The organism is Luteibacter sp. (assembly GCF_009912395.1).
Classification (GTDB): Bacteria; Pseudomonadota; Gammaproteobacteria; order Xanthomonadales; family Rhodanobacteraceae; genus Luteibacter.
This window is the reverse complement of sequence record NZ_WNDO01000010.1, coordinates 49,706-70,299: the sequence shown is the minus strand read 5'-3', so window position 1 is coordinate 70,299 and position 20,594 is coordinate 49,706. Positions and strand designations below refer to the sequence as shown.

Here is a 20,594-nt window from a genome sequence, read left to right as displayed (position 1 = left end):
ATATCCGTTCGGCAGGCAATAGGCGCCCTTGCGCTCGCCGCAGCAGCGCATATGTCGACGGTGGGTTTTTCAGGCGCGCAGAGATATCCGGTTCACGAGAACATCGTGAACATCGACGGACTCATCGAAGGGGATGGCCTGACCGTGTCGCCGCTTCGTCAGCGAGCGATACGAAATGCGCTAACACGGGGATTTTGCCGACCTCACCCTACAGGGAATAGCGGCGAAAGCCTCGCGGCGATGCAGGATATCGACGTGCCGCGCCGCATGGGCGCCGATACACGACAGGCGGTCATCGTCTCCGCGACTGGCGCGTCTCCTGACCGTGACAACGAAATCGAAAAGCCTCCCGAAACGCATGAATCCTCCCGAAACTCATGACATGGGTATGCGATCTATCGATGAATCATTGTGATGTCGCCGCCGCTGACGTGCAGGTCGAGCCTGCTTTTTTTGGGGACGCGGCATTGAATGGGTGGGCCATTCTAGTTGGCCATCGACGCAAAAACAGCTAGGGAAACTACTAGGTTTTCATTCCTTCGAAGATGTGCATCACACTTTTCGCATAAACATGCGCACGCTTACAGACGCCACGATCAACCGATGACACACGCCACTGCGCATATTCCTGCGCGCTTCCGCGAATCATGCGCATCGCTTGCTACAGCGACACGACGAACGGGTGCATAAACGGCACTTTTTTTCGCCATGGCGTTCATGCATGTGAATGAATGGCATCGCGTTGACATAGATGAAAGGAACGCGAAAGCGCGACGACTACACCGTCGCGCATCACCGCCAAGCAAGGGAGCCTCGCATGCAGCTGAAGTCGTTCATCATTCCCATGGCCATCGCCTGTCTTTCGTGTTCCGCGTTCGCGGCAGCGAAGACGAAGACCGCCACCACCGAGACCATCGTGTTCATGCGGCACGGCGAAAAGCCGGCCGGTGGTTACGGACAACTGACCTGCCAGGGCTTGAATCGTTCGCTTAAGTTGCCTGATGTACTGATCACCCGCTACGGCCAACCGGATGCGATCTATGCGCCGGACCCGGCGGCGACCCAGGTTTCGGATCCTGCAGGCACGTTCGACTACGTCCGCCCGCTGGCCACCATCGAACCGACCGCCATCCGTCTTGGCATGCCGGTGAACACGCCTTACGGCTTCACCGATATCAGCGACATGAAAGACACCTTGCTGGGGGACGACCTGCGGTCCAGCACGGTCTTTGTCGCCTGGGAGCACTCGCAGCTGGTCAAGCTGGTGAAGAAGCTGGTGAAGGACACCGGGGGTGACGACAGCATGGTGCCCAAGTGGTCGGACAGTGATTTCGACAGTCTTTACGTGCTGACGATCGTGCGTAGCGGGAAGACGACGACCGCTAGCCTGCAGCAGGATAGTGAGGGGTTGAATGGTCTTCCGGTGACGTGTCCGTAGTAGGCGGGGCACGCATCCGTCGCTTCGTTGGCTATCGCGCGCAAGCGCGCTCCTACAACCGCCCCCAACGCCTGACGCGTATCCCTCCCCCCCTGTAGGAGCGCGCTTGCGCGCGATGTCCACACGACAAAAAGCCCCTGCAAGAGGGGCTTTTTGCTTACTCCGAAACCACCGGAGCGAATATGGAGCGGGAAACGAGACTCGAACTCGCGACCCCGACCTTGGCAAGGTCGTGCTCTACCAACTGAGCTATTCCCGCATCGTGAGTAGGCCATTATAGGGGGATTTACGCATAGTGCAAGCCCCCTCCCCCCACTCGCCGTCTCAGGCCGAAAAAACCCGGGCGATCACGTCCACGGGCCGGCGCAGCAGGGTCTCGTTGAAGGAGACCTCCAGGCGACCGTTCTCCACGTCGTCCACGACGATATCCGCCGCCCTGGCGCGCTTGACCAGTCCCTCGGCCACCGAGGGCTCCACGTGCAGGAAGACGATGTTGCTCGCTCGGGGAACGCGCTCGATGCGGATGCCCGGCATCCCTTCCAGCTTCGCCAGCAGCGCCTCGCCCGCCGACCTGACCCGCGTGAAGCGCTCGGCAAAACCGTCGAGGTTGCGCAACGCCAGTAGCGCCGAGGTCCAGCCGTGATAGATCGTGCCACCGAAGATGTGGCGCAGGTGCCGCGCACGCTCCATCTGCGCCTTGCTACCGGCGAGGATCGCACCGAACGGCGCACCGAGGTACTTGTAGAGCGAGACGTACACCGTATCGAACGGAGCCGCGTAGGTACGTGGATCGAATCCTGGCATACCGCTCATCAACAGCAGGCGGGCGCCATCCAGATGCATGCCCGTGCCGTTCTGCTTCGCCAGCGCAGCGATGCGCCCGATCACCTCTGGCGACACACACGAGCCATCGAGCCGCCTCACCGGACTCTCGATCGATATCGCGCCGATCTCGATCGGGTACGGATCGTCCTTGCGCTTGCCGAACTCGGCCTCGACCGAAGCGACCAGCGCGTCGTCCGTACCGCCGTCGATGGGCACGGGATTGATGCCGCTCAGCACGGCCACCCCGTCCTCTTCGTCGCGGTAGACGTGACTCTCTTTTTGCAACAGGACATGCCGCCAATCGCCGCACAGGATGTGGATCGCGATCTGGTTCGCCATCGTTCCCGTTGGCATGAAGACCGCATCGTCCTTGCCCAGCAGGTCGGCGAAACGTCGTTCGAGCTGGCCGACCATACCCTTGGCGAGATAACCGTCGCCAAGCTTCGTCTCACCGTGAAACGCCGCTTCCAGTCGCGCCGGCATCTGCACGGCCCGATAAGGGATGTCGTCGCCGACGAGCGCCACCACCTTCTCCACCGGGATCGGCTTGTCGGCCGGCGCCGCGGCCACCGCAGCCGGTAAGGATGTCAGCGCAAGGGACACCGCCCCTGCCGGCATGGCCTGGATGAATTGACGACGACTGACCATCTCGTGCCCCCGCAGTGATGATCGTCGCAGCCTCGCACGCGGCGGGCTGCGACGCCATGTGCCTAACGACCTCCTATCGGCAGGGCGATGTGGTGGCGCCCAGCAGTGCCGGCACCACGCGCGGAGCCACCACGATGCGATCCAGGTCGGGCGCGACGCCGCTCGCGTTGCCGAAGCGGATCGTGTTGACGCCCTTCTTCAAGCCCACCTCCAGCACCTTCGCCACCGGATCGTCGAAGCTGCTGCCATCCAGCGCCAGCTCGGTCGCCGTCGCGCCGTTGATCGACATCTGCAAGGTACGGGCGCCCTTGGTCGCGTAGTCGATCTCCAGTTGGTACACACCGGCCACCGGCACGGTGACGTTGGTGAAGGTGACCGAGTTGGCAACACCGCCGCCGATGTTGCCGGCCTTCGCCAGGCCCGAGAAGTAATTACTGAAGCCGGCCGTGACGGTGCCGCCGAGCACGGCGGATTCGGCCTCGTAGGTGGTGCTGTCCGGACGCGGCGCATCGCCACGACCGGAGACCACGATGCGATCGAGGTCCGGCGGATAGCTCGCCGCATTGCCGAAGCGGATACGGTTGACGCCCTTGTGCAGGCACACCGGCACCGTGCCCGACGACGGCAACTGGAAGCTGCCTCCACCGGAGTTGAACGTCTGCTGCGGTCCATCGTTCACCTGGAACAGGTACGAACGCAGCCCCTGGGTCAGTGAGTCGATGCGCAGCAGGTAGCTGCCGTCGCGTGGCGCCTGCACCTGCCCGAAGGTGACGGTGTTGTTCGCACCCAGGCCCAGGCCACCGACCTTGCTGCCACCCGAACACGCCGGGCATGCATACACGGCGGCCGTGCCGGCGAGCGTCGCACCCTCGGCATCGAAGGCCGACGACGGATCGGCGGCGACCTGTCCCGGCATCGCCTCCACCAACAGCAACTGCGTCGCATGACCAGGCAACACGGTAACGTGGTTGCCGAAGGATGGGCCGAGCTCCTTGTGCGTCCACAGGTCGCGTACGCGCAATGCGCCGTTGATGCCCATCTGTCGCCACTGCCATTGCGCGACGGTGCGCGTCGCGTTCATATTGAACAGCGCGACGTAGTAACGACCGTTACCCAGGTCGCTCACCCAGACCTGGAGATCACCCGCCTGTAACTGGCGAGCAGGCTTGCCCGACTGGTTCACCGCGATCACTTCGTCGTTGGTGGTCAGGCGCTTGCCGTCGTCGTCGAGGTGGGTGAGATCGCCGCCCAGGTAGATCGGTGCATTCGCCATCGCCCACAGGGTGAATGCGGAACGCTTCTCGTCGAGGCTGAGGCCGTCGAGCGCGCCATCGCCGATATCGAGCGAATCGAGATCATTCCAGCCCTGCGTCGGACCGGCGGCATCCTGCCAGTTGGGCAGGTCGCGGAAGCGCTTTTCGATACGCGGCCAGTTGGTCAGCGTCGCGCAGCGGCCTTCGCATTCCACGTCGTCGTCGATGCGTCGTGCGTTGGAGTACGTACGCCAGGTATCGAGGTAATCCTTGCCGACCTGCCAGGACACCGTGAACCACATGGGTCGTCCACTGCGCTGGATCGCCCGCGACCATGCCGCGACATCGTCGCGATTGTCGATGCTGAGATCATCGCTGTACGAACCCGGCGTCACGCCATCCAGCTTGATGAAGTCCACGCCCCACGAAGCGAACAACGCCACGACGGAGTCCATGTACTCCTGCGCACCCGGTTTGGAGAAGTCGATCTTGTAGTGGTACGGCGAGGTGCCCGGTCCACCGAAGGCATTACCCGCGCGATGCGGCACCGCGAGGATGTCCTGGATATGGTACGAGGTGCCCAGGATCGGCGAGTTCGCCTGCACTGCCGGTTCCTCCACGCCGGGAATCCAGTAGATGCCCGCCTTCTGGCCGTTGGCATGGATGTGGTCGATCATCGCCTTGATGTCTGGAAAGATCGCCAGGTTCGGTGTGGGCCGGCCATTGGCATCGAAACTGCCCTGCCAGCCCGAGTCGAGGTTGATGTAGGTGTAACCGTGGTCTTGCAGTCCGGACGATTTCAACGCGTCGGACTGTCGGATCATGTTCGCCTGGGTGAGGAAATCGGGTTCGATCGTCTGCTGGCTGAAACTGCTCCAGCCCAGGTAGGGCTTCTGCGCCACGCCATTGACCTGCGCCATGGCGTAGGGAGCGGCAAGGGACAACGCGCAGGCGATGGCAAGCCTGCGGAACGCGGGACGGCGGCTACGGTCGTGCATGGTTCGACTCCATGGTTGAAGGAGGCGCCCGCGAAAGCGGGCACCGGTCGAAGAACCCCTGCGGCTCCCGCGCGACGCGCCGCGCGTGGAACGAATCGGTTAGCGCACGCGGTCGAACACCACGCCGGCGGCCTGGAGGTCGCCCTTGATCGCGATGTCTATGCCACGTTGCATCCAGTAGGCGCCGCTGGCCGTGTCGGGTGTGCCCGGCGCCGCCTTGCCGTGGATGAAACGCATGCGGTAGCGCGCCTTCGGATCAAGGCCGCGCAGGCGCAGCGTCGGGAAAGCCCGCGCTTCCTCGCCCTGTCGCTGGAAGGCGAACAGCACCGCCTGCGCGCGATCCGCCGAGACGGATTCGGTCGCCGACCACGGCGCCCTGCCCTGCGGCGATAGCAGGCGATACAACTCGCCCTGCTGCACGGTGGCGCGAATGGTCTTGTATTCGGCGATGTAGCGACGCGCGGCCTCCTCGTCCGACGCGGTCCATTCGAGCAGGTTGGCACCGATGCCCAGGCCACCCTGCATCGAGGACAGGAAACGGAAATCGAGTGAACTGCTGCGACCATTCACCCAGTTCGGCGAGCCGGTGACCCAGGCCATCATCGTCGCGGGCGCATAGGCGTAGCTAAAGCCATCCTGGATCGACAGGCGATCGGAAGGATCGGTGTTGTCCGACGGCCACACTTCGTCGGTGAGCGCCATGATGCCCAGGTCCACGCGCGCGCCGCCGCCGGAGCAGGATTCGATCTCCACGCCCGGATGCTTCTCGCGCAGGCGGCGCAGGATGTCGTAGAGGTTGCGCGTGTAGGCAACGTACACCTTCTGCTGCTCGTCCGGCGCCATTTGCGGCCAACCCGGCTCCGACCAGTTGCGGTTGTAGTCCCACTTCAGGAACTGGATGTCATTCTCGGCGAGCAAGCGGTCAAGCACCTCGAACACGTGTGCCTTCACGTCTTCGCGGGCCAGGTTGAGCACCATCTGGTTGCGACCCAGGCTGCGGTCACGGCCGGTGAAATTGAGTACCCAGTCCGGATGCGCGCGATACAGGTCGCTGTCCGGATTGACCATCTCCGGTTCCACCCACAGGCCGAAGCTCATGCCGAGCCCGTGGACGCGGTCGATCAGTGGCTTCAGGCCGTTGGGGAACTTGCGCCGGTTGACCACCCAGTCGCCAAGGCCAGCATGATCGCTGTCGCGCGCACCGAACCAGCCGTCGTCGACGACGAAGCGCTCGACACCGAGCGCGGCGGCCTTCACCGCGAGACGCTCCTGCCCCACTTCATCGACCTTGAATTCCGTGGCCTCCCACGAGTTGTAGAGCACCGGCCGGATCTTCGGCGTCGGCCCTTCCGGCAGCACGCGGGTGCGCTCGAAACGATGCATGAGGCGCGATGCTTCGCCCACGCCATCGCCCGTGTAGCCCGCATAGAAGACCGGTGTATCCAACGACTCGCCGGGTTTCAGGCGGTAGCCGAAGTCGAACGGATTGAAGCCGCCAGTGACTCGCACCTGGCCGAGGATGTCCTCGTCCACGCGCAACTGCCACGAACCGCTCCATGCGAGCGCGCCGAACCAGACATCGCCATGGTCCTCGTTCCAGTCGCTGCCGCGGCCGATAGCGAACCAGGGATTGTTCTCGTCGCCGGTGCTACCGCGACGGCTTTCCAACACGGTGGCACCCGGAGCAACGGGACGCGTCTGCAGATGCCACTCGCCCGCCCACGTACCCGTGAGGTAGCGCAGGGAGTAATCGTTGGCCGGCGGCAGGCTCCAGGTGGCGGCGGCCGCGCTGTCGATGGTGATGGGCTGGCCGCTGCCGTTCTCGATATGTGCCGAACGTCCGACGATGCCAGTCGATGCGTCGGCGCTGTAATGCAGCGTGACCTTCACGCCGGCCTGCGCATCGCGCAGCAGGATGGCGAGATCGCCGCCGTCGATGCGATAGCTGTCGTAACGCAGCACGAGGTCGCGATTGCCGTCGTCGAAGCGCAGCTTCAGCGCGGGCGTGGCGGTCAGCGAACCGCCCCAACCGGCATATTCCTGGAGACTCAGCGCGCCCTTCGGATCGAACGACGAACGCTCCGGCGCCGGCAGCGCCACGAGCGGATCGGCATCTTCCAACCGCGCGCCCCAGTAGATGTTCTGGAGCATGCCGTCCGCGTTGACCCCCATCGCATAGGTCACCTTGCCCGCATCCAGGCGAAACACCTTCTGCGTCGCATCGAAGCGCGGCTTCGCGTCGTGACTGGCGGCCATGGCGCAGGGAACGGTAGCCACGACGGCCAGGGCGAATGGAATGCGTAGGTGACGAGCGAGCGTGTTCAACGGGCTATCCTCGTGATCGGTGGAGCGCGATGCCCCGGTCAGGCCACTCCGGCTTCAACACGGAAGCGAAAGCGGCGTTCCAGTTGCTGGCCCGGGGCCAGCGCCGTCATGCCGTTGACGACGGCACCTCCCGGAAGATGCACCGCGTTGATCGGGTGGTCCACCGGTTCGAAACAGAAGAAATCTTCGCCTTCGGGCACGTAGAGCACATACACGTCAGCCTCGGCTTCGACATGCAGGCTCAGCGCCCGATGCGGCCAGTGGACCGACGCCCTACCCGACCAACCAGTGAAGGCGTGGTTGAGGCCGCCACCCGGCAGTTGACGCGACGCCCTGAAATCCCACTCGCCAGGCACCGGCATGAGGGCGATGGGCAGCGGATCTTCGCCATCGTTCATCCAGACCGATGCCGCGTCCGCCTGCAAGCGCGTGTCCGCATCGCGGGGAAAGAACGGATGCACGCCCAGACCAAACGGCAACACGTAGGCCCCGGTGTTGACGACACGCAGGCGAATCTCCAGCGAGGGACCATCGAGCCGAAAATGCTGTTCCGCCTCGAAGGCATAGGCGCCTTCCGTCGCGTCGCGCAGCGACAGGACGATGTCGTTCCGGGTCTGGTGTTCCACCGTCCACGGCCGTTGCCAGCCACTGCCATGGATCGGATACGGGTCGTCGTTCCGGTTCGGCGACAAGGTCACCGCCCTGCCGTCGTGGACGAAGCCGCCCCGCGCGATACGGTTGCTCCAGGGCAGCAGCGGATAGCAGCCAAGGCGGTTCGGCTCGGTGGTGTCGGGGTCGTCGCAGGGACGCATCAACGGACCGCCATCCTCCAGCCAGTCGAAACGGGCGATGCCACCCCCCGTACCCGGCAGCACGCCGAGCCGCAGGTAGGCATTGCGCAGTTCGATCATCCCTGCGCGATCCGCGCAGGCCGACGAAGGAGGTACGGCCATTGGCTTGCCCTGCATTCCCAGCCCCTATCGATGAATGGCGGCGCCCCTTTCCCGATCGCCATGGCATCCGCCCGCCACGACGCCGCGCGGCCAAGTCAGCCACGACGTCAATTGTAGTATTTTATGATTATCGAACCGCAAGCTGCGGCGCAGCATCGGCAGAAACGGCGCTCAGGCGGGCTTGAGCTTGCGACCGCGTCGACGGATGTTGTCGTGGGATTCGCCCACCATGCGCAGCATGGCCTCCCGGGCCACTTCGGGCTGGCGCTTGCGCACGGCCTCGTAGACCTTCTCGTGATGCGGCAGCGCCAGCTTGAAATTCTCGGCGTTGCGCGCGGAAAGCAGGAAGAACGTGCCCAGCGCCGTCGCGATGACCGCGAACAGCGACACCATCAGCTCGTTGTTGGTGGCGTGCAGCATGCTCTGGTGGAAGGCCAGATCGGCCTCCGCCCAGGCATCGAGATCCTCCGCGGCGGCCATGGCGTCGTAAGCCGCCTTGAGGGCCGCCAATTGCTCGGGCGTACGTCGTTTCGCCGCCGCCGCAGCGGCCGCGGGCTCGATCAGCTCGCGCATCTCGACGAGTTTCTCGACAAAGCTCTCCGTCGGCATCAGCGCACAACGCCAGGCGAGCACATCGGCATCCAGCTGATTCCAGTAGATGGCTTCACGCACACGGGCCCCCGTGCGCTGCCGGGACTCGATCAATCCCTTCGCCACCAGGACCTTCATTGCCTCGCGTAGCGCCGTTCGGCTCACCTTGAGGTGCTCGGCCAGCACTTCTTCCCGGGGCAACCCTTCGCCAGGGGCCAGCTTGCCGCCGACGATCATCTGACCCAGCTCCTGGACCACCTGGCCATGCAGGTTGCGGGCCGCTACGGGCTTCACGATCACATTGGTCCTCAAGGGCATGGGGGTCCAGGTAGCAGCCAAACGATCATCAGTGACGGGCCATCCTCTACGAAAGCCCTTGTAGGCCGAAACGAAGGACGAGGTTATGCCCCGACCCGACTAACGACCGTGAAGATCGTACGTGGAGCCGTGCTGGCCGTCCATGAAGTCGTTGCCGAACCCCTTATGGAGCAGGCCGATACCTACATAGGTATCAGCCGGCGCCTACATACATTGCGGCCCGAAGGAAAAAGAATCGCCCTGCCTCCGCCGGAGGCATGCCACCAGGGGACCATCGAATGCACAGGACACCACCGACACCCGTCGACGCAGATCGCTGCGCCATCTTCCGTGTCGGGACGTCGTCGCATGCCCCTGGCTTGCCCGTCACAGCATCGCTTCCTAGCGATGCATCCGCCAGATAAGGACATATCGCATGAAAAAGCTGATCGTCGGTACCGTTCTCGCACTCGTTTCAACCGCCTCTTTCGCCCAGTACCAGACACCGCCGGCACGGATCACCCAGATCGTCACCGGATGGGCCTCGGATTCGTTCTCGCTCAACATGGGCGCACCGGCCTACAACCCCGCGGGTTGCCAGGCAACGGACATCTACGCCAGCGATATTTCCAATCCTGGCTACAAGACCTTCTATGCCGCGGCGCTGACCGCGTTCGCCACGGATACGCCCGTCGTCCTCGTGGTGAGCACCACGGAATGCCAGGGCGCCCGGCCGAAACTCATGAGCGTCACCCTCACCCATTGACCCGGTGGCGACAGACACCCCATGACAAAGAAGGGACGCCCATGAAACCAGCATTGCAGGGGGTTATCGCCCTGATGTTTTCGCTAAGTGCGCTGCAGGCAGGCGCCACCGAGAAGTATTTCGGTTACTACGGAGGCGATTACAGCAGCGACGCCGCCGCCAATCCGGGCGGGCTCGCCTTCCCGGAAATGAAGGACCACATCAATCTCTATTCCATCCTGAACTGGACGGGCACGGGAACACCCGAAGGAAAACAGGTATCCGAACAGCATGTGCTGGAACAGCTTGAAGCCGCCCGGCTTGCTCATGTCCACGCCATCGTGCCGGCCTTTCCGTTCGTGTTCCAGAGAAAACCTGGCACCCATTGCAACATCACCGACACCGATGCCGCACGTGCCTGGTCCAGCCTGGCGCAGAAGATGGTCGACCGAGGCTACCTGATACCTGGCGACCCAGTACATAGCGTGGTCGTAGCCACCTACATCGTCGACGAACCGAATGCAGACGAGAACTGCCTGGCGGATGTCGACGGGCAGGCCAATCCGGCCTGGGTCAACGCGGTCAATGCCATTAAGCAGGCACCGCAGACCGCAACGCTGCCAATCGCATCGATCATGACGGACAATTTCCAGAAGAACATGCGCCAGGGTATCCAGCTTCTGGACTGGGTGGGATTCGATCACTACGGCTACAGCGACTCCAAGTGGCAGAAGGCGATGAATACGCTGAAATCCGTCGCGCCGGGCAAGAAGTACATCGTGGTGCCTGGCGCCATGGAAGGATGCAATGGCGTCACGGTGGACAATGCCGCCCGGTTCTTCAACGCTATCGAGAACGACCCCGACGTGACCTGGATCGCACCCTTCACGTGGTTCTCTGGCGCGGGTGGCGTTGCTACATGCAAGGGCGTGCGCGACATCCCCTCCGTGCGGGCAACCTATACGGCGGAAGGCAACAAGATCAAAGGCATGCAGTGCAACGCCTCTTTTGGAGACAAGGCATTTTGCGGCAAGGTGTTTGGCGCAGGTGCGGCTATCGAAACCCTTCTCGACTGACGACGGGCCATAACATGCGGCGGTCCACGGGAAAGCATCCTTCCCGTGGACCGAACTACGCACGCCCGGATCAAGATCCCGGGGTATCCTCGCCGACACGGGTGAACCATACCTTGCGATGGGCGTAGTCCACCGTCATGCGGAACGGCGCGTAGATGTTGCCGCCGGCCGCACCGTAGACCGTCTCGTCCATGATCGACGACATGCCCTTGTCGAGGAAGTTCTTGTCCGGGCGCTCGGTGAACCACACCGGCCCCGTGCGCCACCGCCCCACCTGCACATAGGGCACGCGAATAGCTCGGGTGGCCTTGCCAGCACCGCCCAGGTCGTCGGCGCCGTCGACCAGCGGCCAGTCCGGATGCGCCTTGTGCCAGCGATCCATCACGCGGGTGATGATGTAGCTGCCACCGGCGAAGCCATGCTCATCCACTTCCGTGCCCATCGCTTTGCCACCGGCCGGCGACGGATGCGCCGTGGCGCCCGTGTCCAGCAGCAGGTCGATGCGCTCTCCCGCGACATCCAGCGTGATGCGCGGATAAGGGATGCCTATTTCGCCCTTGGCGTTCATCACGAGACCGATCGGAAGCGCCTCGGCGGCAGCGTCGGGTTTCCAGTCCGAGGCTTCCAGGACGAGGCGATGCGCGGGATAGTCGAAGGTCCAGGTATGCGCGGAGAGATACCAGCCGCTGACCTGTCCCCCGGTCATCGGCGTCATCACGCCACCAGGCGACACGCCGAACTTGCCGCAACCACGCGCCACCGAGGGAAGCACACTGTCCTTGGCGAACACGGGTGGCTCGACCATGCCGCCATCAAAACCGGGGCATGTCGCCGCTTTCAAACCCAAGCGCCTGGCTTCTGTCTCCCAGATGACGAGCCCTGAACCACCGCCACCGGTATCCACGACCATATCCAGATGCTCGCCGCTGGCCAGCGTTGGCGTCAGGAAGAAATGGCCTGCACCATATCGCGTCGGCATCACTGTACCCGCCGATGCCACGCCACACACCGCGAGCGACAGCGCCCACGCCAGCTTGCCCAGTTTCATGCGCACTCCCCCCGGAGCGGTGGTGAACTTACTTCGTCGCCTGACGGATGGCCGCATTTTCCAGTACGGCCGTCGCGCAAGCCGCGCCGTTACCACCGGAAGACGAACACAAGGGCTTGGGTTGCTGCACACCGATGGGCGGGCGATCGTCCGCGTAGTTGTGTATCGGGGTGGCGCAGCCAGCGAGGCCGAGCACGAGAAGTCCGATGAGAATCCGCATAGCCTGTCCTGGGCAGTGAGATGCGCCATCTTGAGATATATCGCCAGCCAAGTATAGAGCCGCGCCGCCCTACGGTTCCCCGGGCACATGCCTCCCGTCAGGTGGTTGTAGGGATTCCCCTACACAGATATCCGCAAACCACTGACATACGTGCCAAGAACTGTCCCACATGATCGCTCCGCTGGCTGCCTACGCCAGCCCATGCACCCAGGGGTAAAGCCATCATGTCATCCACTCGCCTCTTCGAGGCCGGGGTTTGTCGGGGCCCGCGCTTCCGCGAATCGATACCCGCATCGCCTCGCCAGACGCCAGACCTCCTCCCGGAACGACCTGAGTCCGCTCCCCATGTGATGTGACCCCATCCGACCGAGTGACGGAGCCCCTCTTGGGACCGTCATCGGCCATCGCGCGCCCGTTGATTTCTCAGGAAACCCCATGATCAGGCAACTTCTCCTCGCCGCGGCGCTCGCCGTTCCAGCGACCGCCATGGCCCAGTCCGCCACCAAGTATTTCGGCTACTTTGGCGGCGATTACGAGACGGACCCCGTCGTCGCTCCCTCTCATCCCAGCCTTCCCGAAATGCAGGATCACATCAACCTGTATTCCATCCTGTTCTGGAGCGCGGACACGAGTCCGGCAGGCAAGGCCGGCTCCCAGCAATATGTGCTCGACGAATTGGCAAGAGCCAAGGCGGCACATATCCACGCCATTGTTCCCGCGCATCCGTTCGTATTCCAAAAAGGCGGCGTGGCCGACAACTCATGCTGGCAGATGGACACCACCGCCGCCGCGTCCTGGGCAAGCCTTTCCAAGGCGATGGTAGACAAGGGCTACCTCATCCCCGGGGATCCGGTTCGCAGCACGGTGGTCGCGGTCTACATCGTCGACGAACCCAATGGCGACGCATGCCTCTCGGACGTCAATGGTGCTGCGAATCCGATCTTCGTCAACGGCGTGAATGCCGTACGGCAAGATCCGAACACGGCGGCACTACCGATCGCTTCGATCCTGACTCCGGATTTCAATCAGTTCGACAAGGGCATGAAACTTCTCGACTGGGTGGGCTACGACCACTACGGCGACTCGGACTCCACTTGGCAGAAGAAAATGGCGGACCTGAAAAGCCGCACGCCGGGCAAGAAGTACATCATCGTCCCGGGCGCGATGTCGGGATGCGCTGCCGTCAAGGTCGAGAACACCGCCCGGTACGAACAAAGCATCAACACCGACCCGGACGTCGTCTGGCTCGCCCCGTTCGCCTGGTTCTCCGGAAAAGGAGGCAACGCCAACTGCCGCGGCGTTCGTGACATTCCGGACCTTCGAGCCACCTACACCCGTATCGGCCACGCGATCAAGGACCAGCAATGCAATGCGAGCACAGGCGACAAGCGGTATTGCGGCCTGACGCACAGCACGTCCAGCGCGATCAACCTGCTACTCGAACTATGAGATCCGTGGAAACGCCCATTATTTCCCTATCCAGGTATCGATCCATGAAGAACCCGTCCACCCGACTGATCGCGCTCGCAACGCTTTGCACCCTTTCGTCCGCCGCCATGGCCGGTGACGGCAGCGGCCTCATCACGAAGCTGACCGCCTACGGGAGCGTTGTCGTTTTTTCGGTCGCCGATCACGCGACAAAAGCCCCCTGCAGTCCGGACGGCGCGTTCGTGATCGACGCCTCCACGGCGGATGGAAAAACCATGTACGCCACGCTGCTCACCGCGGTGTCCACAGACAAGCCGGTCTTTATCTACAGCAGCAACAGTTACCCGTCGTGGTGGGCGAATTCCGAGTCGCCCCATTCGGTCACCATCACGCCCTGATCCTTCTCCCCCTTTCCCTTGTCAAAGGACCCTACCCATGAAAAAACGCTTAGCTTGCACCCTCGGCCTCGCCGCCGCCCTTCTCATGACCGGCACCGCACAAGCGGGTTCCCAGACGGGCAAGATCGTCACGATCTACGCCCGCCAGAACGATGGCCTGTTGTTCTTCCTTCTCGACACTTCCATCGACAATCGTGCGCCCTGCGCCGCCAACAATCTCTGGATCATCAAGGAAGAGAACTCCGAACTGGCGAAGAAGCAGATGGCGCTCCTGATCGCAGCACGCACGAACGACATGCCCATCACCGTCCAGGGCAGCGGCGCCTGCACCCGCTGGGTCAATAGTGAGGATGTCGACACCATTGGCCTCTGAACGCGTCTAAAGCCCATCGCACCAACATCTATCCAGGACCCCAACGCCATGAAGCGCTACCTCTCCGTCTTCTGCCTCCTTGCCACGACGATATCTACGCAAGCCATGGCGACAGACGACACCCATAGGACGATTGCCGCCATTGGCGCCCAAACCACGACGAGCGCCTACGTCAGGTTCAATGAAGGTCTTTCCCAGCCCTGCATCTTTGGTATCGTCTTCCTTGGCGACATGAGCCAGCCCATGCCCAAGGCCATGCTGGCGACATTGTTGTCCGCCAAAGCGGACGGTTCGAAGGTATCGGTCATCAGCTACGAGATGGGCTCGGATACGTTCTGTACGGCGACAAAGGTCGAGATCGAGTGATTCCCGCCGACGCGTAGGGCGCTCGTTTCATGGGATAAGGAATCTATCCCGGTAAGGGAACACCGCGCCTTCGTGCCAGTCCAGGTGCGGTACGCCATAGGAACATGGCGTACCGCAGGTAACGCATTGACGCATGCTACGGGCACGAGGGGGCTCGACGGCTATCCGAATGCGGATACCGGACGAGAGGTCGTGAAGTGGATGGCGGCGTCGGACGGCCTCACCACGCCATGTGTTTGCAGCCACACGGGGGCTGGGCATCGAATCCGGAGGACATCCGGGCCGCGGTTCATCAACCGTGCCTGGGGACGTCCCAGGCGATCCGACGAACATCGAGCATGCCGCCATCGGGAAACGGCGGGCGAGGTGGTGCCGTAGAATGCGGGACAGCCATGATGACTCCTCTAGCAAGTGATTATGGTCAGTGGCCCGACCGGTGTTCCTAGGCACCGTCGGGCCGCGCTTCCACCGCATCGCGCGGTGGACGTCATCCATGTGTGGATGACGAAACGAACGCTAGCAGAACTTCACCGACGTGTTGCCGGCGAGCCTGAAAATAATGGCGTCGATATCGCGCGCTACTAACGCAATGCCATCACTCGCGACTTGAGGTCATTCGACAGATCCGGGCCGCCGTCGTAGTCCACCCGTTTGCGGTCGTTGCACAGCGCTTGTGCCTGTGCGCCCAGCCATTGTTCGTACTTGCTCGTGCGGATGGTGAGGAACGCCTGCCACACGGGTTCGGCGCCCTCCTCCTGAGCGAGGAATTCGCCACAGATCATCGCCTGGCTATTGCCGTTCGGCGCGGTGATGTGGGCGAGCTTCACGTCGCGAAAATCCAGCGATGCCGGCGACGGGTGCGCGTGGAAATCCGCCGCGGACGATGTCAGCAAGTATTCGACATCCGCCCCGGCGTCGTGCGCCATGACGCTGCCCACGGCAAGCAGCCCGACAAGGGCGACGATCTTCAACATGATGGATACCCCATGCCCGGTTCCGATCAGGATTTCACGGACCATGCCATGAGTCCGGGCGTCGCGCCACCCCAGGCGCTGGATCGCCACCCCGGCTTCTGTAGGAGCGCGCTTGCGCGCGATGGGGCCTGGCGGCAACCTCCCATCGCGCGCAAGCGCGCTCCTACAATGGGCTGTCTCCTGCCTACCCATCGAAGCCCCATGCTCGAATTCTCCTGGCGCGTCGCGCTGTTCGTCCTCACGGCGGTTGCCGAGATCCTCGGCTGTTACCTGCCCTGGCTGGTGCTGAAGCAGGATCGATCACCCTGGCTTCTACTTCCCGCCGCTCTGTCGCTGGCCGCCTTCGCCTGGCTACTCACCCTGCACCCGGCCGCCGCCGGTCGCACCTATGCGGCCTATGGCGGCATTTATATCGCCGTGGCGCTGGCGTGGCTGGCGCTGGTCGAAGGCGTGCGGCTGACCACTTGGGACATGGTCGGCGCAGGTGTCGCCCTCGCGGGCATGGCGATCATTGTGTTGCAGCCCGCACACTAGATCGCCGTGGTCGCTTGCCGCTGCCGAAGTAACGGCCATGCGGCGTGGCATACGTTCCAGCCTGTGCGCAGAAAGAGCAACGCCAGGCTGCCACCGAACACCAGATCCAGCCACCACCAGCCGGTCAGCGCGATCAGCGCCGTGGTGACCAGCACGCCAGCGTTGCCGATGACATCGTTCCGCGAGCATTGCCAGACGGAACGCATGTTGATGTCGTCCGCCCTGAACGGGGTGAGCAAGGCCAGGCAAGCCGCGTTGCCGACCAGCGCACCGGCCGCCGCCCAGGCCATGATCCCGGTGATCGGCGGTGCCTCGACCAGCAGGCGATGCGCCACTTGCGCCATGACCAGGCCGGCGAACACCACCTGCACGACACCCTTCACCATCGCCGAGCCTGCACGGGCCCGCAGCGATTTGCCAACAACCAGCAGGCTGATCGCGTAGACCAGCGCGTCGCCGAGGCTGTCCAGCGAATCGCCCTGCACAGCGCTGGATCGGGCCAGCCAGCCGAATCCGAACTCGGCACCGAAGATCGCGAGGTTGATGACCAACACGATCCACAGCACCCGACGGTGCCGGGCGGTATCGGCGATCGCCCGAGCCTCGCAACTGTCGTGATCGCAACAACCCATGGCGCGGTCCTTCCGGAAAGCGCCTAGAATCGACTCCGTAGCTACTACGGAGTCAAGCACCGTGCGCATCAGCCAGCTCGCCGAACGAACCGGATGCCACCTGGAAACCATCCGCTACTACGAGCGGATCGGCCTGCTCGCCGAACCCGCCCGCACGGCCAGCCGCTATCGCATGTACGGCGAGCCGGACGCCGAACGACTCGGTTTCATCATGCGCTGTCGCGGACTGGGCTTCACCATCGAGGACATCCGCAGCCTTCTCGCCTTGACCGCCGACGATACGCGCTCCTGCGACGAGGTGGACGTGGTAGTGCGCCACCATCTCGCCGACATCGAACGCAAGCAGCGCGAACTCGCGGCCATGGCCGATACGCTTCGTGCATCGCTGGCGAACTGCGCCCGCACCACGGTGGGCGAATGCACCGTTTCGCGACGACTTCACGGCACATCGCTCCCGGCATGACACCCGATACCTAAGCCGCCGCGAGGCGCATCAGCACATCCGTGCGCAGTTCATGCGCCGGCACCTGCTCAGGATCGTCGAGGAAATAGTGGAACAACGGGAAATCCGCCGGCTCGCGAGACGAGGCAAGCACCCAGTCGACAAGCCGCTGGCTGGTATCTTCCAACCCGTCGTAGCTACCCAGGTGCCTGAGCACCGCATAGTCGCCCGCCGCCAGCGTGACTACCTTAAACGGTGCCGGCGGTGTTCCCGGATCGGCCAGGGCAAGGCAGGCCTCGTAGCGAAGCCGGCTTTCGTCCACGCTGACCGGATCGTCGAACGGGATGCCGTAGATGCCTTGCAGGCCGTCCAGCTTGCCGGCACCGTCGGCCCAGTTCCATAGCTGCCAGAACAGCGCGTTGAGTCCGTGGTAGGCGCCGCCGTCCTGGCGCAGGGCGACGAGCTGGCCATCCTCGCGCAGCTCGATCCGAACGGACGCATCGGGTTTCGCCGCTACTGCGATCCGCTCGCCTCCCTGCGACAGGAACTCGGTGGGCGACAGGCCGGTCACCTTGCGGAACGAGCGCGCGAAACTCTGTGGTGTGCCGAAGCCGCTATCCATGGCGGCAGTGGTCACCGACGCCCCTTCGGCCAACCGCTGCTGGGCGACGGCGATGCGCAGCCGGGCGATGGTCTGCCCTGTCGTCTCCCCCGTCATCGCCCGCCAGATCCGATGGAAATGGAAGGGCGAGACGGCCGCCGCCGACGCCAGTTCATCCAGGTGCGGCGGCTCGTCGAGCCGCGAGGCGAGCAGCGCCAGCGCGCGCTCCATACGGGGAATCCAGGCATTCATGCGTCAGCGCTCCTCGGGTATGTGAGGCAGAGCATAGCCAGCAGACCGGGCAGATGCGGTCCCGATCTTGCGCTCCCGCTGCGATGCCATCCGTACGATCGCGAAAGTAAAGCGCACGATCACGTATTAAACGTCCGGAGGTGCCTCGCTAAGCTTTGACGCCTGAGCCTTGCCTTCCTTTTACGGTCCATGGACCGACGACGAGATCCCCATGAGCGACGAATTGGTTTTGGTCACCGGTGGCACCGGTTTCATCGCGCAACATTGCATGATTGCCCTCTTCAACGCCGGTTATCGCGTGCGGACCACGGTCCGCTCGCTGGCTCGCGAGGCGGAAGTACGAGAACACCTCAAGGTGGGCGGCATCGAACCGGGCGACCGCCTGTCGTTCGTCGTGGCCGACCTGGGGTCGGACGAAGGCTGGTTCGAGGCCGTCGCGGGCTGCCGCTACGTGATGCACGGCGCCTCCCCTACGCCATCGGGCAGCCAGGTACGGGAAGAGGACTGGATCAGGCCCGCCATCGACGGCAACCTGCGCGTTCTTCGGGCCGCGCGGGATGCAGGCGTCACGCGTGTGGTGCTGACGTCAGCGTTCGGCGCGATCGGCGTCGGGCACGCACGGGACCATCGCCGTCCGTTCGACGAAACGGACTGGAGCGACCTGTCGGGCAACGTCGCGCCCTACCAGACATCCAAGACCCTTTCGGAAAAGGCCGCCTGGGATTTCATCGCCCGGGAAGGCCATGGACTCGAACTGTCCGCCGTGAATCCCACCATGGTGCTGGGACCGGCACTCGGCGCGGACTACTCGCATTCGATCCGCACGATCGCCGGCATGCTCAACGGCCAACCGGGCTGCCTGAATATCCATACGGGACTCGTGGACGTCCGCGATGTGGCCGATCTGCACCTGCGCGCGATGACCCATCCCGCCGCCCGGGGGCAGCGCTTTCTCGCCACCGCGGGTCGAAGCCTGTGGATGACGGATATCGCACGTGTACTGCGTGACCGCCTGGGCGCCCATGCCGGCAAGGTGTCTACACGTGAGCTGCCCAATTGGCTGGTGCGCCTGCTGGCACGACGCAACACGACACTGAAGGGCGTCGTCCCCCTGTTGGGCGTGAACCTCGATGCATCCGGTGAGAAAGCGACGCGCCTGCTGGGCTGGAGGCCACGCTCGTCGGAAGACGCCGTCGTGGCGACGGCGAAAAGCCTGGTGGCGCTGGGGCTGCTCGACCATCGTTCAGCGTGAGCCTGACTGCGATGTTATGCACAGCTCGGGGCATGTGTACATCGCTCTTCGGCGGTGACAACCAGCGTCGACTTCGATAGCTGACGCCGCATCGCTTACTCTTCTTGGGACGGGAGCGCTGGCATGGAACACACCACCGACCTATCCTCACCCATGACGATATGTGCACAAGGAATGCTCGTGTTCACGTTCCACCCTCGATGGAAGGAAGAACTGGTCTGCACGGCCCCCGGCGGTTCGTTCGTGTTGACGCTGGACATGGGCATCCTCACGGCGCACCTGCCGACGGAAGCGATCTGGGTCGGCAAGGCCCCCGACTGGGCCAAGTCGCTTTGGCCCGTGCTCCACGAGGAGCTGACGGAATGGTGCCTCACCTCTGGCGCCGATATCTTCCTCGACGGCAGCGCGCCCGTTTACTGAGGCCTCATGTTTACTTTTCAATCCCGATGGAAAGAAGAACTGGTCTGCACCGCGCCCGGTGGCTCCTTCGTGCTGACGCTGACCATGGGCGTTCTTATGGCGCACTTACCCACCGAGGCGGCCTGGGCCGAAAAGGCGCCGGACTGGGCCAAGGATTTATGGCCCGTCCTTCACGAGGACCTGCATGCGTGGTGTCAGTCGCATAAGGCGGAATTGCTGATCGATGCGAGCGCATGGGTCGACTGACGATCGAATGGTGGCGGGCGGCTAGCGCGTTACCGAGGCGCGGATGAAATCGAGCAGATCGCGATTGAAGCGATCCGGCTCTTCAAGAAAGGGGGCTTGCCCCCGAGGCAGCGTACCGCTTGCTTTCAATACGAGCACCCATAGCGACGACGGCCCTATTCGCAGCGGGCGTCTTCCCCATGATCAAGCCCAACAGCAAGCTCATGACGAGGATATTCAAGGGTCGTCCGGAGGGCGCGCAGGCATTCGACGTGGCGAG

At 63.5% G+C, this 20,594-nt stretch carries 23 protein-coding genes and 1 tRNA gene; 13 read left to right on the top strand and 11 right to left on the bottom strand.

Going from position 1 to position 20,594, the window contains the following annotated elements; all coding sequences use genetic code 11:
• The first annotated feature begins 51 nt into the window (after nucleotides 1-51).
• Together GAK28_RS11000 and GAK28_RS10995 are read left to right on the top strand one after the other, a co-directional pair.
• Nucleotides 52-381: a hypothetical protein gene (locus GAK28_RS11000; protein ID WP_291778554.1), complete on the top strand. Its 330-nt coding sequence runs from the start codon at nucleotides 52-54 to the stop codon at nucleotides 379-381.
• A 436-nt stretch (nucleotides 382-817) separates the two neighbouring features.
• The gene (locus GAK28_RS10995) at nucleotides 818-1,438 is read left to right on the top strand and encodes a hypothetical protein (protein WP_291778551.1); all 621 of its coding nucleotides are present in this window, start codon (nucleotides 818-820) and stop codon (nucleotides 1,436-1,438) included.
• Between the two features lie 183 nt (nucleotides 1,439-1,621).
• Here GAK28_RS10995 and GAK28_RS10990 read toward each other — a convergent pair.
• From GAK28_RS10990 to GAK28_RS10965, 6 genes are all read right to left on the bottom strand, one after another.
• Nucleotides 1,622-1,697: transfer RNA gene (locus GAK28_RS10990), tRNA-Gly, on the bottom strand.
• Nucleotides 1,698-1,762: 65 nt separating this feature from the next.
• Nucleotides 1,763-2,911 (bottom strand): beta-eliminating lyase-related protein, encoded by a 1,149-nt coding sequence (locus tag GAK28_RS10985; protein WP_291778548.1) that lies wholly within the window; start codon nucleotides 2,909-2,911, stop codon nucleotides 1,763-1,765.
• A gap of 73 nt (nucleotides 2,912-2,984) precedes the next feature.
• Nucleotides 2,985-5,162: a CBM35 domain-containing protein gene (locus tag GAK28_RS10980; RefSeq protein ID WP_291778546.1), complete on the bottom strand. Its 2,178-nt coding sequence runs from the start codon at nucleotides 5,160-5,162 to the stop codon at nucleotides 2,985-2,987.
• 99 nt (nucleotides 5,163-5,261) lie between these two features.
• Nucleotides 5,262-7,487 carry an alpha-galactosidase gene (locus GAK28_RS10975; protein ID WP_291778544.1) on the bottom strand — a complete coding sequence of 742 codons (2,226 nt, stop codon included), beginning with the start codon at nucleotides 7,485-7,487 and terminating at the stop codon, nucleotides 5,262-5,264.
• 38 nt (nucleotides 7,488-7,525) lie between these two features.
• Nucleotides 7,526-8,398, bottom strand: a complete 873-nt coding sequence (locus GAK28_RS10970; protein ID WP_291778541.1) for an aldose 1-epimerase — start codon at nucleotides 8,396-8,398, stop codon at nucleotides 7,526-7,528.
• A 213-nt stretch (nucleotides 8,399-8,611) separates the two neighbouring features.
• Nucleotides 8,612-9,349 carry a FadR/GntR family transcriptional regulator gene (locus GAK28_RS10965; protein ID WP_291778538.1) on the bottom strand — a complete coding sequence of 246 codons (738 nt, stop codon included), beginning with the start codon at nucleotides 9,347-9,349 and terminating at the stop codon, nucleotides 8,612-8,614.
• Nucleotides 9,350-9,764: 415 nt separating this feature from the next.
• On the opposite strand from GAK28_RS10965, the gene GAK28_RS10960 reads away from it, so the two are divergent.
• The gene (locus GAK28_RS10960; protein WP_291778535.1) at nucleotides 9,765-10,094 is read left to right on the top strand and encodes a hypothetical protein; all 330 of its coding nucleotides are present in this window, start codon (nucleotides 9,765-9,767) and stop codon (nucleotides 10,092-10,094) included.
• 41 nt (nucleotides 10,095-10,135) lie between these two features.
• The gene (locus GAK28_RS10955; RefSeq protein ID WP_291778533.1) at nucleotides 10,136-11,149 is read left to right on the top strand and encodes a hypothetical protein; all 1,014 of its coding nucleotides are present in this window, start codon (nucleotides 10,136-10,138) and stop codon (nucleotides 11,147-11,149) included.
• A 70-nt stretch (nucleotides 11,150-11,219) separates the two neighbouring features.
• Here the strand turns inward: GAK28_RS10955 and GAK28_RS10950 are convergent, their stop codons facing one another.
• Both GAK28_RS10950 and GAK28_RS10945 read right to left on the bottom strand, forming a co-directional pair.
• Nucleotides 11,220-12,197 carry a hypothetical protein gene (locus GAK28_RS10950; RefSeq protein WP_291778530.1) on the bottom strand — a complete coding sequence of 326 codons (978 nt, stop codon included), beginning with the start codon at nucleotides 12,195-12,197 and terminating at the stop codon, nucleotides 11,220-11,222.
• Between the two features lie 28 nt (nucleotides 12,198-12,225).
• Nucleotides 12,226-12,417 carry a hypothetical protein gene (locus GAK28_RS10945; RefSeq protein ID WP_291778518.1) on the bottom strand — a complete coding sequence of 64 codons (192 nt, stop codon included), beginning with the start codon at nucleotides 12,415-12,417 and terminating at the stop codon, nucleotides 12,226-12,228.
• A 486-nt stretch (nucleotides 12,418-12,903) separates the two neighbouring features.
• Between GAK28_RS10945 and GAK28_RS10940 the strand changes: the two genes are divergently transcribed.
• From GAK28_RS10940 to GAK28_RS10925, 4 genes are read left to right on the top strand one after another with little or no spacing between them, the layout of a single operon-like run.
• The gene (locus GAK28_RS10940) at nucleotides 12,904-13,866 is read left to right on the top strand and encodes a hypothetical protein (RefSeq protein WP_291778515.1); all 963 of its coding nucleotides are present in this window, start codon (nucleotides 12,904-12,906) and stop codon (nucleotides 13,864-13,866) included.
• A 44-nt stretch (nucleotides 13,867-13,910) separates the two neighbouring features.
• On the top strand, nucleotides 13,911-14,243 hold the full coding sequence (locus GAK28_RS10935; protein WP_291778513.1) for a hypothetical protein: 333 nt from the start codon (nucleotides 13,911-13,913) through the stop codon (nucleotides 14,241-14,243).
• A gap of 37 nt (nucleotides 14,244-14,280) precedes the next feature.
• Entirely contained in the window at nucleotides 14,281-14,616 is a 336-nt protein-coding gene (locus tag GAK28_RS10930; RefSeq protein WP_291778510.1) for a hypothetical protein, read from the top strand.
• Between the two features lie 48 nt (nucleotides 14,617-14,664).
• Nucleotides 14,665-14,982: a hypothetical protein gene (locus tag GAK28_RS10925; protein WP_291778507.1), complete on the top strand. Its 318-nt coding sequence runs from the start codon at nucleotides 14,665-14,667 to the stop codon at nucleotides 14,980-14,982.
• Nucleotides 14,983-15,563: 581 nt separating this feature from the next.
• Here GAK28_RS10925 and GAK28_RS10920 read toward each other — a convergent pair.
• Entirely contained in the window at nucleotides 15,564-16,001 is a 438-nt protein-coding gene (locus GAK28_RS10920) for a hypothetical protein (RefSeq protein WP_291778503.1), read from the bottom strand.
• A gap of 156 nt (nucleotides 16,002-16,157) precedes the next feature.
• Between GAK28_RS10920 and GAK28_RS10915 the strand changes: the two genes are divergently transcribed.
• Complete coding sequence (locus tag GAK28_RS10915; protein WP_291778500.1) at nucleotides 16,158-16,490, top strand: YnfA family protein; 333 nt, start codon at nucleotides 16,158-16,160, stop codon at nucleotides 16,488-16,490.
• Here the strand turns inward: GAK28_RS10915 and GAK28_RS10910 are convergent.
• Nucleotides 16,487-17,122, bottom strand: coding sequence for a cation transporter (locus GAK28_RS10910; protein ID WP_291778497.1), 636 nt, complete (start codon nucleotides 17,120-17,122; stop codon nucleotides 16,487-16,489). The genes GAK28_RS10915 and GAK28_RS10910 overlap by 4 nt on opposite strands.
• A 61-nt stretch (nucleotides 17,123-17,183) precedes the next feature.
• On the opposite strand from GAK28_RS10910, the gene GAK28_RS10905 reads away from it, so the two are divergent.
• Nucleotides 17,184-17,585 carry a helix-turn-helix domain-containing protein gene (locus tag GAK28_RS10905; protein ID WP_291778494.1) on the top strand — a complete coding sequence of 134 codons (402 nt, stop codon included), beginning with the start codon at nucleotides 17,184-17,186 and terminating at the stop codon, nucleotides 17,583-17,585.
• A gap of 10 nt (nucleotides 17,586-17,595) precedes the next feature.
• Here the strand turns inward: GAK28_RS10905 and GAK28_RS10900 are convergent, their stop codons facing one another.
• Nucleotides 17,596-18,417 (bottom strand): AraC family transcriptional regulator, encoded by an 822-nt coding sequence (locus tag GAK28_RS10900; protein WP_291778491.1) that lies wholly within the window; start codon nucleotides 18,415-18,417, stop codon nucleotides 17,596-17,598.
• A gap of 211 nt (nucleotides 18,418-18,628) precedes the next feature.
• Here GAK28_RS10900 and GAK28_RS10895 point away from each other — a divergent pair, with 211 nt between their 5' ends.
• From GAK28_RS10895 to GAK28_RS10885, 3 genes are all read left to right on the top strand, one after another.
• Nucleotides 18,629-19,669 carry an aldehyde reductase gene (locus tag GAK28_RS10895; protein WP_291778489.1) on the top strand — a complete coding sequence of 347 codons (1,041 nt, stop codon included), beginning with the start codon at nucleotides 18,629-18,631 and terminating at the stop codon, nucleotides 19,667-19,669.
• Between the two features lie 174 nt (nucleotides 19,670-19,843).
• Nucleotides 19,844-20,089, top strand: coding sequence for a hypothetical protein (locus GAK28_RS10890; protein ID WP_291778736.1), 246 nt, complete (start codon nucleotides 19,844-19,846; stop codon nucleotides 20,087-20,089).
• Between the two features lie 6 nt (nucleotides 20,090-20,095).
• Entirely contained in the window at nucleotides 20,096-20,335 is a 240-nt protein-coding gene (locus tag GAK28_RS10885; RefSeq protein ID WP_291778486.1) for a hypothetical protein, read from the top strand.
• Nucleotides 20,336-20,594 lie beyond the last annotated feature (259 nt).